Source organism: Litorilituus lipolyticus (assembly GCF_006439335.1).
In the GTDB taxonomy this organism is placed as follows: Bacteria; Pseudomonadota; Gammaproteobacteria; order Enterobacterales; family Alteromonadaceae; genus Colwellia; species Colwellia lipolytica.
This window is the reverse complement of record NZ_SAWY01000008.1, coordinates 22,303-35,560: the sequence shown is the minus strand read 5'-3', so window position 1 is coordinate 35,560 and position 13,258 is coordinate 22,303. Positions and strand designations below refer to the sequence as shown.

At 38.1% G+C, this 13,258-nt stretch carries 14 protein-coding genes; 4 read left to right on the top strand and 10 right to left on the bottom strand.

The features are described from left to right. The first annotated feature begins 27 nt into the window (after positions 1-27). A complete protein-coding gene (locus EPA86_RS04825) occupies positions 28-645 on the top strand; it encodes a porin family protein (RefSeq protein WP_140602288.1) in 618 nt (205 codons plus the stop codon). On the opposite strand, the gene EPA86_RS04820 is transcribed toward EPA86_RS04825, so the two are convergent. The 10 genes from EPA86_RS04820 to EPA86_RS04775 form a co-directional block, all read right to left on the bottom strand. Continuing rightward, positions 642-1,271 (bottom strand): trimeric intracellular cation channel family protein, encoded by a 630-nt coding sequence (locus tag EPA86_RS04820; RefSeq protein ID WP_140602287.1) that lies wholly within the window; start codon positions 1,269-1,271, stop codon positions 642-644. The two genes, EPA86_RS04825 and EPA86_RS04820, sit on opposite strands and share 4 nt — an antisense overlap. Positions 1,272-1,299: 28 nt before the next feature. Further along, positions 1,300-1,650, bottom strand: coding sequence for a rhodanese-like domain-containing protein (locus EPA86_RS04815; RefSeq protein ID WP_246058264.1), 351 nt, complete (start codon positions 1,648-1,650; stop codon positions 1,300-1,302). Positions 1,651-1,780: 130 nt separating this feature from the next. After that, complete coding sequence (locus EPA86_RS04810; protein ID WP_246058263.1) at positions 1,781-2,752, bottom strand: cobalamin biosynthesis protein CobD/CbiB; 972 nt, start codon at positions 2,750-2,752, stop codon at positions 1,781-1,783. A gap of 1 nt (position 2,753) precedes the next feature. Then, on the bottom strand, positions 2,754-3,488 hold the full coding sequence (gene mtnN / locus EPA86_RS04805) for a 5'-methylthioadenosine/S-adenosylhomocysteine nucleosidase (protein WP_140602286.1): 735 nt from the start codon (positions 3,486-3,488) through the stop codon (positions 2,754-2,756). An 87-nt stretch (positions 3,489-3,575) separates the two neighbouring features. Further along, a complete protein-coding gene (locus EPA86_RS18430; protein ID WP_140602285.1) occupies positions 3,576-4,097 on the bottom strand; it encodes a pilus assembly FimT family protein in 522 nt (173 codons plus the stop codon). Between the two features lie 127 nt (positions 4,098-4,224). Continuing rightward, entirely contained in the window at positions 4,225-4,881 is a 657-nt protein-coding gene (locus EPA86_RS04795; RefSeq protein ID WP_140602284.1) for a DUF2726 domain-containing protein, read from the bottom strand. A 109-nt stretch (positions 4,882-4,990) separates the two neighbouring features. Beyond that, positions 4,991-5,635, bottom strand: a complete 645-nt coding sequence (locus EPA86_RS04790; RefSeq protein ID WP_140602283.1) for a dUTP diphosphatase — start codon at positions 5,633-5,635, stop codon at positions 4,991-4,993. A 134-nt stretch (positions 5,636-5,769) separates the two neighbouring features. Further along, positions 5,770-6,564: a substrate-binding periplasmic protein gene (locus tag EPA86_RS04785; RefSeq protein ID WP_140602282.1), complete on the bottom strand. Its 795-nt coding sequence runs from the start codon at positions 6,562-6,564 to the stop codon at positions 5,770-5,772. 148 nt (positions 6,565-6,712) lie between these two features. Beyond that, positions 6,713-7,510 (bottom strand): NF038132 family protein, encoded by a 798-nt coding sequence (locus EPA86_RS04780; protein WP_140602281.1) that lies wholly within the window; start codon positions 7,508-7,510, stop codon positions 6,713-6,715. A 166-nt stretch (positions 7,511-7,676) separates the two neighbouring features. Next, a complete protein-coding gene (locus EPA86_RS04775; protein ID WP_140602321.1) occupies positions 7,677-8,702 on the bottom strand; it encodes a GlxA family transcriptional regulator in 1,026 nt (341 codons plus the stop codon). Between the two features lie 129 nt (positions 8,703-8,831). Between EPA86_RS04775 and EPA86_RS04770 the strand changes: the two genes are divergently transcribed. The 3 genes from EPA86_RS04770 to EPA86_RS04760 all read left to right on the top strand — a co-directional run bounded on the left by EPA86_RS04770 (position 8,832) and on the right by EPA86_RS04760 (position 13,252). Continuing rightward, the gene (locus tag EPA86_RS04770) at positions 8,832-10,727 is read left to right on the top strand and encodes a beta-ketoacyl synthase (RefSeq protein ID WP_140602280.1); all 1,896 of its coding nucleotides are present in this window, start codon (positions 8,832-8,834) and stop codon (positions 10,725-10,727) included. 89 nt (positions 10,728-10,816) lie between these two features. Further along, positions 10,817-11,185: a DUF5329 family protein gene (locus EPA86_RS04765; protein ID WP_246058262.1), complete on the top strand. Its 369-nt coding sequence runs from the start codon at positions 10,817-10,819 to the stop codon at positions 11,183-11,185. A gap of 126 nt (positions 11,186-11,311) precedes the next feature. Continuing rightward, positions 11,312-13,252, top strand: coding sequence for a DNA topoisomerase III (locus EPA86_RS04760; protein ID WP_140602279.1), 1,941 nt, complete (start codon positions 11,312-11,314; stop codon positions 13,250-13,252). Positions 13,253-13,258: the final 6 nt, after the last annotated feature.

Sequence of the window (13,258 nt, the reverse complement as noted above, 5' to 3'; positions counted from 1 at the left end):
ATAAAGTATCAAAAAAGGATTTAAAACATGCAATTTAGTCACCTATCAAAAATCTCATTATTATCCCTCGCATTAGTAAGTACTTCCGTATTAGCACAAGTTAAGCCGCACAGTTACGGTTTAACAACGGGGATTGCTAGTGGCGAATATAAAAACTCTAGTAATGATGGCGATGGTTTCGCCCAAGCTTACTTCTTCTATAACTATCAATTTGCAGATAATTTTTCCATCGAACTAGCTTATGCCAAATCAGTAGAAATTGACGATTGGAGCTGGGATTGTGATGAAATTGAAGAAGACAAATGGCAATGTAACTATGATGATGGTAGCGGCCCACTATTTAATACAGCAGCCGAAGAGTTTGAATTAGATAATTTTATTGTTGCCATTAAAGCTGACTTGCCTATTTCAGAAAGAAATAGCTTATACGCTAAGCTAGGCGCTCAATATTACGATTATGAATTGTATTCTGATGATTCAATCAATAAGAATTGGCAAGGTGATACTGGCACAGGTTTATTTTTAGAAGCTGGCTGGCAGTATCGTTGGAATTGTGGCATTGGTATGAATGTAGGCTTACGTTACCAAGACATGGGTGATTTAACGTTTACCTCTCCTAATGTGGGTATTAGCTACGCCTTCTAACGCTTATTATCTTGTTCAGGAATATCAAAGGCGGGTAGTGATACTCGCCAATAAATTGCCGCTAACCGCAAACATAATGCGGCAGACATAGAGGCTATAATGGCTTGATTTTCACCCCAACCTAACCAATCAAGCAATATATACAAACAACCACCTAACATGGCAGCTAATGCATATATCTCTTGTCTTAAAATCAAAGGGATAACATTACATAATACATCTCTGATCATACCGCCAGCAACACCGGTAATCGTACCTAACACTATTGCAACGGGAACAGGAGCCCCCAAATATAGTGATTTCTGCGTTCCAAGCACAGCAAATAAAGCTAGACCTAATGCATCGGCAATAAGAAGAAAACGTTTGGGAATAAGTTTGGGCTGCCTAATTAGCATGATCGTTAACAACGATGTCGCTAAAATTACATACAAGTAGTAAGGTTTAGCAACCCAAAATACTTGGGTTTGAAGAATGACATCTCGAATAGTGCCACCACCAATAGCTGTTACGGAAGCTAAAACCACAACCCCAAAAGGATCAAGCTGATAGCGACCTGCCATTAGTGCCCCTGAGAATGCAAACACTACTATCCCAAAGATGTCTAAATAAAAAAGCAGTTCGCTCATGTCACTTTATTCTTAACGTTAACGGAAGTTATTTTGTTTTTACTGTAGGTAACTTAGCTGCCACCCAACCATTCATATCACCCGTTAAATGATAAAGTTTAGTAAAACCATTTTCTGCTAAAATATGCTCAGCTATGCCTGCTCTACGGCCTGAGCGACAATACACAACTACTTTTTTATCTTTATATTGAGTAAGCTTAGCTAAATTTTCTTCAACCGTATTATGACTAACATTAATTGCACCTTTAATGTGGCCTTCATTAAACTCTTCAGCACTTCTCACATCGAGTACTACAATATTATTCGCGTCTTGAGCCATCGCTTCAATTAATGCTTGCTGTGAAATGGCAGGGGTTTGCCCAGCAAAAGCGTTCAACATAAAGAAGCTGCTAACTACTAAAGTAAGCATTTTAAAATAAGTTTTTATCTTGAATAAATTCATGTTTTTTTCTCTTTTATTTTATGAATGAAAGTAGTATTAATTAATCATGCTCAATATTTTTAAATAACTAGGTAGGACGTACAACACCGCTAATTATTGCTAGTGAAATTAGCATAATGAAGCTTAGATAAATCACTAACTTTATCTCTTTATTGGCATGAATTATATCTGTGACTTGTGGCTGTTTAGCCAAGTCATTAAAACTAATCCGTCTTAGTTTATGTTGATTATACATAGCAACTCCGCCTAGTTTAATTTCTAATACTAAGGCAAACAACTGTAAAGCAAAGTTATTATTCAATTGAAAGAAATAAGGCTTACTTAAGCGCCAAAACAATAAAAAATTCTTTCCTAAACTTAGCATTAACAATAATAATGAAAACAACCTCACTGGAAGCCATTGGATTATTTCCACCAAGGCTTTAGCCGCACCACCAAAAGCCTCGTATTTCGCCAACTTTACATTCCAGCAATAATGCATCTCTAGCAGCAAACGATAGCAAAGCGCCGTTAACGGACCGAATAATAAATAAAGGCACGCCACAACATAACCTTGCTGCAATGTTTTTAATAATTGCACCTCTATTGCTGCCTTACTAATCCCAATGGGAGAGAGTTTATCTGTATCTCTTAAAGTCAAAGGTGATAATACTTGTTTAGCTTGATAGCTTTGGTTAGCGACTAAGTCCTGCGCTATTTGCTTTGTTACTGATTTGAGACCAAAAGAACCCAGAGCCAAATACAACAACAAAGCATGCCAAAGTTCAGTGACAGCGACAAAATCTTCAAACAACCATAAAATAATGGTCAATGGTAATAGAGTAACCAATATTGCAATCAATCCCGCAATCTTCTTTTGCTGCTGACTATTTTCAGGCTTATTTACTTTATTGCTCAATTGGCGGCAGTAAAAATGAAAAAAACGCAGTGGCTCATGGCTAACTAGCCGAGTCACAAACGCTTTTAATATAACAACCACAACAAGTATCAACACACTATAGCTAAAGTTATTTAACTCAAATAATGTGTCGATAGTCATGTTAACTCTCTGAAGATAGTTGAGTTGTTTTTAATTCAGCTAACATATTGATCACTAACTGAGAGGAGTTTACAGAAGCGGTTTCTAAATACTCTTCAAAGCTTTGTGGAGACTCTTTACCCGCAATATCTGATAACGATCTGATGATGACAAATGGTGTTTTAAATTGTAAACAGGCTTGAGCAATCGCTGCCCCTTCCATTTCTACTGCTGCCATAGTTGGGAAGTTATTTCTCGCTTTAGTAATATCATCTTCTTTGGTCATAAAAGTATCACCTGTAGTGATTAACCCTGAGATCGCACGAAGTGATAACTCCTTTTCCTGACTTAATTGCTCAATACCTGCCTGAGCGGCAGCCACTAACTGTGGGTGTGGTATATAAGCAGCAGGGTTTGCAGGTAACTGACCAATTTCATAACCAAAAGCCGTTACATCAACATCGTGGTAGCGTACTTCAGAACTCACTACGATATCACCTACTTTTAATGTTGGATCAAAACCACCAGCAGACCCCGTGTTTACAACATAATCGACAGAAAACTGATCTATTAACACAGCTGTTGCTAAGGCTGATGCGACCTTACCGATGCCAGATTGTACAATAACTACATCGCTACCCTCTAGCTGACCTTGATAAAAAGTATATCCGGCATGCTCAGTTGTCTTTGCATTAACTAATTTAGCTTTTAAAATAGCAACTTCAGGCTCCATCGCCCCAATAATACCTGCTTTCATTTGTTTTCCTGTGGGTGTTTATTTCATTCTGTTGTCATTATAAAGGGTTTTAGCTAATTTAAGCAGTAGTTAAACTATTTATTCCAATTAGCAACCATCGGTTACCATACCTACTTCAGGAAATTCACCTAATTCGTCATTATAATAATAGCTATAGCATAAGTCTGAAAGCTTCATTCCTTCCAGCCAGATCAGTACTAAACCACGACTTGTTGTCGCAATAGGTAAACTTGGTGCATTTCGTTGATTTCCCACTCCACATAAATCATTTTGAGTACATATTTGATTTGTACGAGTAAATCCAATCTCTTTACCAATGTTCATGGCATATCGCCAAGTATTATTCCAATGTCCCGTCGGGAAGCTGCCTCTTATTTGAATTGCATTGCCATCTACATCAATAGTGCCATCTTCAAATTGCTGAATAATTGCTTTGCTATTTGTCATTGTGGCAACAGATTTAAAGGAAGCCTGTACCTGATTTAAAACACTTATACGGCTTTCACGTTGTAACTCAATAAATTTAGGTGCAGCTATGACTGATAGTATGCCAAGTAAAACAATAACAATTACTAACTCTATTAACGTAAACCCTTTAACTTTATACATATCGATGGAACGAAACTCTTGAAAACACAGAGGGTTACTTTACCTTAGTCACATGAAAAAAATAAGACAAAATAAGTGAAATGAAGCGCTTAGTGCTTAAATAAATAAGCACTAAGCAAAAAAGAGGTTAATGAGGTAACGCCGCTGTTGGTGTGTTTAAATTCGCTTCTAATTGCCCTAGTTGGGCTTGAGCCGCTGCAGGCGTTACGGCACCTACACTTTTATTTCTTGCCTTAACTAATGGCGCAGGAATAACACGGCCTTTTACTTTAGGTTGTGGTGCAGCATTAACACCACGATTTGCAATTAGGCGATTTTGAATACAAGCGCGAATTTCATCTAAGGTGTAATTTGCTTTAACCTTGATTCTTAAATGAGGAATTGATGCCGCTTCTAGTGAGCCGCTAACAAACCAATCTTTCTTCACTTTGTAGCCTTTGCCTTGGGTATCAACTAAATCAATTGCACCTAGTAAAGTCATAGACTGGCGTTCACAAATAACAAAATCGAGAAATTTTCCTTCAGCATTCGCAGCTGCAGACTGACTGGCGCGATTAGAGACACCTTGTCTTATGGTGACAATATCAGACAATTTAACACGATTTAGGACTCGATATTTGGGCCCCATTGCTTGTTCTACCAAGTTTTGAAAGTTTTTCTCAGCAGGTGTGAAAATAGTATTCTTACTATCAAAAGGAAAAGGAAAGCTATTGTCATTTAATCGGCTAGCCAATACAGCTACAACAACGATCAAACTAATTAAGGCAAATAATATAAATTCCATAAACATCTCCAGCATTCAATTTCTTGACGCTTTTTTAGCAAGCGAACCATGTCTTTCTAATTAAGCAGAAAGTATGCCAGAGATGTAAACTTGTATTTTAGCCAAGGATTTAGTTAGGATATTTTTGTTCTAATGCTTGATACAGCTGTTGTTGAAAATCATCGGCGCCTGCATCTAATTCATTAACAAGCTTAGCTAGCACTTCATTGTCTTCCTCGCCGTGCCATACCTTAATATAAGTACCTTCTTTATAGCCATGATCTTGACGGAAGAAGTTTAAGGTATTTTTACCAACATATTGTCTAAAAAGTTCATCTAAATCCATACTCATCAAGCTCATACAATCAGCAAGTGCTTTCGCATCAAACGCTTTATCAGTAACAGCAGATGACGCTAAGTTTTCTAAAGCGATCTTAAAGTCATTCTCACCAGTACCTTGATGTAATTCAGTCGCTAAGCCTTGCGAAATCATGTCTACACTTTCATCTTGTAATAAACGAAGGCTCAAGCCAAAGTGAAAGATATCTACTAATTCAAGCTGTACCTGAGCAACATCAATTTCTTGATGTTTCCACCACTTCCAACCATGATGATCTAACATTTCTGCGCACTCTACCCAAATAGCTCTATACCATTCATAGCCATTATTTCGCCATGTTTCACTCACTCGGCTATTCATAGCATCTTGCATAGTTAGCATTTGTTTAATTTGCTTTTCAGCAACTGAGATTGCTTCAGAAAGTTGTTCACTCATGGGGTAAAGTCACTTATTGTTTAATTAAAGAATAAAGAGGGTATTTTGCCGTAGGAAATGCGAACTAACAAGAATAAATTAACTGAATACAAAGGCGCCAAAAATTCTGTCTGAATAACCACTCAACACAAAAACTAAAAGGCATATTGTTCAATGAGTTGCTGCAGCTTTTGCTGATTTTCTTGTCGGGCAAGCTCAATATCCAATAGCTCAATCAAAGCTTTAGATTGTGGTGCTTTTACATTTAGCGCTAAATAAAAGGGTTGTGGGGTAGTACAACCCGCATTCTTAATATCTGTTAAATCAATATTGTTGGTTTTTGCTTGCCAATTCATCACCAACTTATCTTCAACAATAATATCAACTCGCTGCTTTTTTAGAATTGAAATCAAACGTATTAACCCTTGATTACCACTTAATGAAACAATTCGCTCACTCTTGCTATGTAGGCTGATATATTTATCAATTTCATCTTGATATCCATATCCTTTGATAACACCCAATGTTAAATTATCAAGTTGTAAGGGCGACTGATATTGCCAATCACTTGTCTTGTGCGTATAAAAGCAGACATGAAAATTAGCAATAGGTGTTGTGGTAAAAGATAAATTTGGCGCTTCAGCAGGGGTCGCCGTCAGTAAACCATCTACCTCATTAATTTCAGCAAAGTGCACAGCCCGTGCCCACGGATAGCTTTGTACATTTACCATGATGTTATGTTTTTCTAATAGCTCAGTTACATATTTTCCAATAATATTAGCTTCATATCCTTTTTCTGCACAGGTATAAGGACACCATTTTGTTGTTGCAAGCGTTAACTGTTTATTTGCTTCAACAGCGTGAGTGGTAAAACTGCAGGTAACATTTACGACAATGAAAAACAAATAGTATTTAAAAGGTGAAAAAGCGCCACACTTAAAATAATTCACTATAAATATTCACCTAGATTCGATTGAATATAGCTATTTTAGCTAGCTTTCAACTAAATAGAAACAAAGATAGGAAAAGAACTGATTACCCTAACTATTGTAGTAATCAGTTCCAATTCAATTGGCATTGAAGCCCAAATATGAAGGTTTATTTTCTGATCTTTTTAGCGCGAGCAAGGCACATTAATGCCAAACCAAATAAAGCAATACCTGCTGGCTCTGGTATTTCTTTTGGCTCATCAATAGCAATACCACCAATAGTAATACCATCAAAAGCCAAACCAGAGTCAAAAGCATTGTCTGTCCAGTTTGTCACACCAAATTCAAGGTAATAATTACCGCTATTTAAAATGTTATAATTTGACTGCACCCAACCTGTATAACCACACCCACCACTATAACAGCGACCACTATCTGTACCCAAAACTGACCAGGCAGGTCCACCACCAATAATTTCTACTGTACCTGGCGTAAGCGTAGCTTCTGGTAATGGCATATCAACACCTGGCACAATATTTCCTGAAGGCTTAGTGCGTGCTGTAAATAGCATAGCGACTTGTTGGAAGCTATCATCTAATAATCTTGCCCAACCATAGTCCGCAAAACCCGAACCATCAGAGGTAACGTAGTTAAAGAAAAACTCTAGATCATCACCTGCATCAGCCGAAAATAGCGTTGACAATAATACTGAACCTTCTTTACCGATAATGTTAGGTAAACCTGTACCGTCTACGCCATTTGCAGTAGAAACCCAGCCATATTGACTGTTTCCTGTTGGCGGAGCCGTTACAACACCATTAGCTGCATCAGCGCCACAATTCCCGGTACAATCCCATCCAGCAGGAAGCCCACTGTCAAAAGTGCCCTGCATCACTGATGCAGATGCTGATATTGAAAACAATAAAGATAACGCTGCTCCTGCAACAACCTTTTTTGTATTTTTCATAAAAATTTGCATAGTCCTTTTTTCCTTTGCATAAAATTCCTTCAGCCTACAGCAAAATACACACCAACAATAATTATCAATAAAAAACAAGATATTAAGAAAATCTCTATTACGATTTATTATTTTTTGTAAAAAAAGCCGACATTAATAAAACTACATTTTCAGCTTATTCTTGACTAAATAATTTTCTGCGTACCATAGCCCGATACTTTTTCGGTGTTAAACCTAGGTGAGTTTTAAATAACTTAGTTAAATGTCCTTGATCTTGATAGCCCACATGTACCGCCACTTCTTGAATAGTTAAATTACTGGATGCTAACAAATCTTTTGCCGCTTCAATTCTTAACTGCTGCCAGTATTGTGTCGCCCTTACACCCACAGCAGCTTTAAATCGCCGTGTAAATGAACGCTGACTTAAGCCGAATTGTTCAGCCACTTCTGATAAGCTTAATTCTGAATGTAAGTTTGTCCTGAGCCAAAACTGTATTTGAGCAACTAATTCATCAGCATGCCGATCAACCGCTCCTTCAAGATAGCGCTGTTCTTCATAGGGTTTTCTAATTTCATGAGAAAAGTTACGTTCAACATTTTGTGCGGCTGCCCTGCCATAAGTCTGCTCAATAATGTGTACAATAATATCTGCTAAGGCATTTAAACTTGCCGCACAATATATACGCTCAGATTGAGTAATGAAAAAATCAGGTTTTAAATCGACCGCTGGATAATCACGTTTAAACTGTTCACCATAGTGCCAGTGGGTTGTTGCGGGATGATCATCTAACAAACCGGACTCAGCCAAAAAACAAACACCTGTACCCACACCAATCAAAGTACTTCCATGCTGCCAACAATGATTTAACCATTTAATTAATCGTGTTTGCTTTCTTAAAACAGGCCTTGGGTTACGCCATAAGCTAGGCACAATAATGAAATCAGGTACTTGTTCACTGTGCTCAATATCTGCCAAAACAATATCAGCAACTAAACTCATACCTGCTCTTGAACTTATGACGGCATCGCTATCACTGATAAACTGCGTCTGCAGTTTATCGATCGATTTATTATAACGTTTTGCATATGCTTCTCCAGCGAGCAACATTTCCACCGGCAAGGTTAGACTTGTCGCTAAAACATGTTGATATATCGCTAAACTCACGTGTAATTTAGGTGATACAGCTATTTTTTCAGGCATTATCCCTTCCCTTACGTCACTTTTGGCCATTATAGCTCATTTTTAGGCTGTTTTACCCGATTAATTATTTATATTGCTGTCTAAAATAACCTTAATGAATTTAGTTCTTATTATTTTTTAGGGTTTTCTATGACTGCTTTACCTTTAATTGTTGGCATGGGTGGCATTAATGCTGCTGGACGTACTTCCTTTCACCAAGGGTTTCGTCGAATAGTTATTGATAAATTAACAGCGCAAGCTCGCCAAGAAACTATGGTTGGTTTAGCGAGTTTAATGAACTTAGTTTCATTACAAGATGGTCAGTTAGTTGATGGAGAGAATAACCCCGTTGCTCAAACCGATATAGAAGCAAAGTTTGGTAAGCAAATACTTGAAGGCACATTAATTCGTAAAATAGAGAAGAATCATTTTGATCCTGATGCGACCCATGGTCATCAGAAAATGAATATTACCCCGACAGAGCAACATATAAAATTTGAGCTTAAAGCAAAAGAATTACCCAAACCTCTCCCTTCATCTTGGGTTGTCACTGAGCTTGAATCAGGCCGAGTTAGCGTAGAAATTCCTGAGCAATTAACTATAACTCATGATACTTACCGTAATAATCCGATTAAAGCAGCGGGACAGATGCCAACAGGCTTCTTACCTGAAAAGCTCTACAACAGTCGTTATCAACCACGTGGGCTACAAGCTACCATTTTTGCTGCTACCGATGCTATTCGCTCAACCGGCATTGAATGGGACGCTATTTTAGAGAAAATCACACCTGATCAAGTTGGCGCTTACTCTGCATCAGTTGCAGGTCAACTTAACGATGAAGGTTTAGGTGGTATGTTAAAAAGCCGCTTAATGGGTTCAAGAGTAAGTACAAAACAATTAGCTCTTGGTTTAAATACCATGTCGACCGACTTCATCAATGCCTATGTAACCGGTAATGTTGGCACAACGTTTACTTCTTCAGGGGCTTGTGCAACCTTTCTTTATAATTTAAGAGCTGCTGTGCATGACATTCATGCAGGTCGTGTTCGTGTGGCTGTGGTTGGAAGTAGTGAAGCCCCAATTACTCCAGAAATTGTGGAAGGTTTTGGTAATATGAGTGCTTTAGCCAACGAAGAAGGGCTAAAGAAATTAGATGGAGCTGAACAAGCCGATCATCGCAGAACCAGTAGACCTTTTGGTCGTAACTGTGGTTTTACCATTGGTGAGGGTGCACAGTTTGTCGTATTGATGGATGATGCCTTAGCCATGGAAATGGGCGCAAACATTATGGGCTCCGTTGCCGATGTATTCATTAATGCTGATGGCTTTAAAAAATCGATTACTGCACCAGGGCCTGGTAATTATATAACCATGGCAAAATCCGTTGCATTAGCTGAACAAATATTGGGAAAAGAAGCATTACAAAAACGTAGTTTTATTTTAGCTCATGGTTCAAGTACACCACAAAACCGTGTCACCGAATCACTCATTTATCATCGTATTGCTGAAACGTTCAACATTGAAAATTGGCCAGTAGCAGCACCGAAAGCATATGTGGGTCACACAATTGGTCCAGCAAGTGGCGATCAAATGGCAATAGCATTAGGTGTATTTCATGACAACATTATGCCTGGCGTAACAACCATTGATGAAGTAGCAGAAGATGTTCACAATCAACACTTAAATATTGCCACCGATCATTGGCATTGCCCTGATATGGATATTGCTTTTATTAACTCAAAAGGGTTTGGCGGCAATAATGCAACGGCAACTGTGTTATCAGCTAAAGTAAGTCTTGATATGCTCTCTAAACGCTACGGTGAAGCAGCGATGACAAGTTATCAAGAAAAACTTTCACAAGTAGAAACAGCACAACAGCAATATCGTGACAATGCTAACCAAGGTCAATTTGATATTATTTACAAGTTTGGCGAAGGTTTACTTGATGAGGAAGCCATTGAAATTAACAACGAACAGTTAAGCTTTGCTGAATATAAGCACGCAATAGATTTACCCAGTCAAAACCCATTTAGCGATATGGTTTAACACTAGGTATTATTAAATTTATTTAATAGAAAGCAGCTCAGGCTGCTTTTTTTTACACAAGCTACCGCTTTATCAAAGAGAGTAGGTGAATGAAATACTCATTGCCCAAAACGTTGTTCATAACATGGCTTTGCATGTTAGGTAATTTTGCATCTCATGCCGAAGAGACTACTCTCCAAATAGAGGTAACCTTTTTACTCGACTTTGTAAAATCCACTACCTGCCAATTCGAACGCAACGGCAGTTTTCACAATGGTGAAGAAGCCATTGAACACATTAATAAAAAATATAATTACTATAGTGATGAAATAAAAACAACTGAAGATTTCATCCGCATGGCTGCAGCTAAGAGTACATTTTCAGGAAAGGCCTATCTTATTCATTGTCCCAGTAAAACTCCTATAACCAGCCAGGAATGGCTACTAACTGAGCTTGAAAAGTTTCGTAAAAGACAATAAGACTATTAAGCACAACCATCCTACTAATATCTAAACCGCCTAAATAAAGAATCACTTTAAAATTAACTGTACAAAAAAACAGTGCTTGAGTTATGCTATTACTATGATGACTAAAGGTAGTGCGCCTTGAAACTTTATATTGCTGAAAAACCTAGTTTAGGTCGAGCTATTGCGGCAGCCTTACCTAAGCCCCATAAAAACCATAAAACCCATATTGAACTAGCTAATGGTGATGTGGTGAGTTGGTGCATTGGTCATATTTTAGCGCAAGCTAACCCTGAAGATTACGATATTCAACTAAAAAAATGGCAAATGAATACCTTGCCTATTATCCCTGAACAATGGCAGCTCAAACCAATTTATCGTACCCGAAGCCAGCTGACGGCATTAAGAGCACTCGTTAAGAAAGCCGATGAAGTTATCCATGCTGGCGATCCAGATCGAGAAGGACAGCTTTTAGTTGATGAAGTCATTGATTATCTGAAAGTATCTAAAACAAAAAAAGAAAAAATCAAACGACTGTTGATCAGCGATCTCAACCTTCCAGCAGTAAAAAGAGCATTAAAAGCACTTAAACATAACAGTGAGTTCATGCCGTTATCAATTTCAGCTCTAGCGCGATCTCGAGCCGACTGGCTATATGGCATAAACTTAACTCGTGCCTACACCATTCAAGGCCAAAAATCAGGTTTTAACAGTGTACTATCTGTCGGTAGAGTGCAAACGCCAGTACTTGGCCTCGTCGTTAGACGTGAGCAAGAAATAGCAAACTTCATCAGTAAACCGTTTTATCAAGTTTTAGCACACTTACAAACTCACCAAAATGAAGGTTTCAGCGCAAAGTGGCAACCCAGTGAACACTGCCAACCTTATTGTGACAATGAAGGGCGAGTGCTCAATAAAGCCTTAGCTGAAAATGTCATTGCACGAATAAGTGATCAACCCGCTATTGTTGAGGATATAAACACAGAAAAAAAGCAGCAAAGTGCGCCATTACCTTTTAATTTGTCTAGTCTGCAAATAAGCGCTGCTAAACAATTTTCAATGAACGCCAAGCTAGTACTTGATGTATGCCAATCGTTATACGAAAAGCATAAATTAATCACTTACCCTCGTTCAGATTGTCGATATTTACCTAAAGAACAATTTAAGCAAGCTCCTGCTATTGTCAAAATGCTTAGCCAGAGTAACTTGCCAGCACAGCCTTTATCAGTAAAACAACAAGCAGAAAACGCCGATATTTCGTTAAAGAGTAAAACTTGGAATGATAAAAAAGTCACCGCGCATCACGCTATAATTCCTACCGAAAAGTCAGCGAATAACTTGACGCTTAACCCTTTTGAAAAAAATATTTATGGGTTAATTGTCAGACAGTATTTAGTGCAATTTTATCCTGCTTATCAGTTCCAACAAACCAATGTTACGGTAAATATTGCAAAGGGGTTATTTACGTGCCGTGTTAATATTGAAACTGAACAAGGATGGAAGCAACTTTTTCCTGCAAACAAAAAAGAACCGCATGAAGCATCAAACAATCAAGCATTACCAGCGCTTAACAAAGGTCAAGCATTACACTGTAAAGAAGGTGTGCTTATTGAAAAAAACACTAGCCCTCCCGCCTCATTTACTGATGCTAGCTTGTTAAGTGCTATGACAGGCATTGCCCGTTATGTGAAAGATGCCAGCATTAAAAAAGTATTACGCGAAACAGATGGATTAGGCACCGACGCTACTCGAGCTGGTATTATTGATTTACTCTTTAAACGCGACTTTTTAAAACGACAAGGTAAAGCCATAATAGCCACAGAAACGGGCATTGCCTTAATCAATGCGCTACCTGAACACGCGACTCTTCCTGATATGACAGCGCAGTGGGAAGCTACGTTAACAGCTATTAGTGAAAAAGAAACCAGTTACCAGCATTTTATGACCCCCTTAACGCAAACCGTTACACAAATGGTAAACAGCGCAGAACAACAAGATTTTTCTTGCTTACCTAAAGTCGCCTTTAAACCGAAACGAGGTAAAAAGAAGTTTCAAAAACACACCGTAAAAAAAGCAAGCTAACCAACA

What these genes read in the sequence shown, in the direction of transcription:
- EPA86_RS04825 (WP_140602288.1), top strand. Translation starts at nt 28, where the DNA reads ATGCAATTTAGTCACCTATCAAAAATCTCATTATTATCCCTCGCATTA.
- EPA86_RS04820 (WP_140602287.1), bottom strand. Translation starts at nt 1,271, where the DNA reads ATGAGCGAACTGCTTTTTTATTTAGACATCTTTGGGATAGTAGTGTTT.
- EPA86_RS04815 (WP_246058264.1), bottom strand. Translation starts at nt 1,650, where the DNA reads ATGTTGAACGCTTTTGCTGGGCAAACCCCTGCCATTTCACAGCAAGCA.
- EPA86_RS04810 (WP_246058263.1), bottom strand. Translation starts at nt 2,752, where the DNA reads ATGACTATCGACACATTATTTGAGTTAAATAACTTTAGCTATAGTGTG.
- mtnN (WP_140602286.1), bottom strand. Translation starts at nt 3,488, where the DNA reads ATGAAAGCAGGTATTATTGGGGCGATGGAGCCTGAAGTTGCTATTTTA.
- EPA86_RS18430 (WP_140602285.1), bottom strand. Translation starts at nt 4,097, where the DNA reads ATGTATAAAGTTAAAGGGTTTACGTTAATAGAGTTAGTAATTGTTATT.
- EPA86_RS04795 (WP_140602284.1), bottom strand. Translation starts at nt 4,881, where the DNA reads ATGGAATTTATATTATTTGCCTTAATTAGTTTGATCGTTGTTGTAGCT.
- EPA86_RS04790 (WP_140602283.1), bottom strand. Translation starts at nt 5,635, where the DNA reads ATGAGTGAACAACTTTCTGAAGCAATCTCAGTTGCTGAAAAGCAAATT.
- EPA86_RS04780 (WP_140602281.1), bottom strand. Translation starts at nt 7,510, where the DNA reads ATGAAAAATACAAAAAAGGTTGTTGCAGGAGCAGCGTTATCTTTATTG.
- EPA86_RS04775 (WP_140602321.1), bottom strand. Translation starts at nt 8,702, where the DNA reads ATGCCTGAAAAAATAGCTGTATCACCTAAATTACACGTGAGTTTAGCG.
- EPA86_RS04770 (WP_140602280.1), top strand. Translation starts at nt 8,832, where the DNA reads ATGACTGCTTTACCTTTAATTGTTGGCATGGGTGGCATTAATGCTGCT.
- EPA86_RS04765 (WP_246058262.1), top strand. Translation starts at nt 10,817, where the DNA reads ATGAAATACTCATTGCCCAAAACGTTGTTCATAACATGGCTTTGCATG.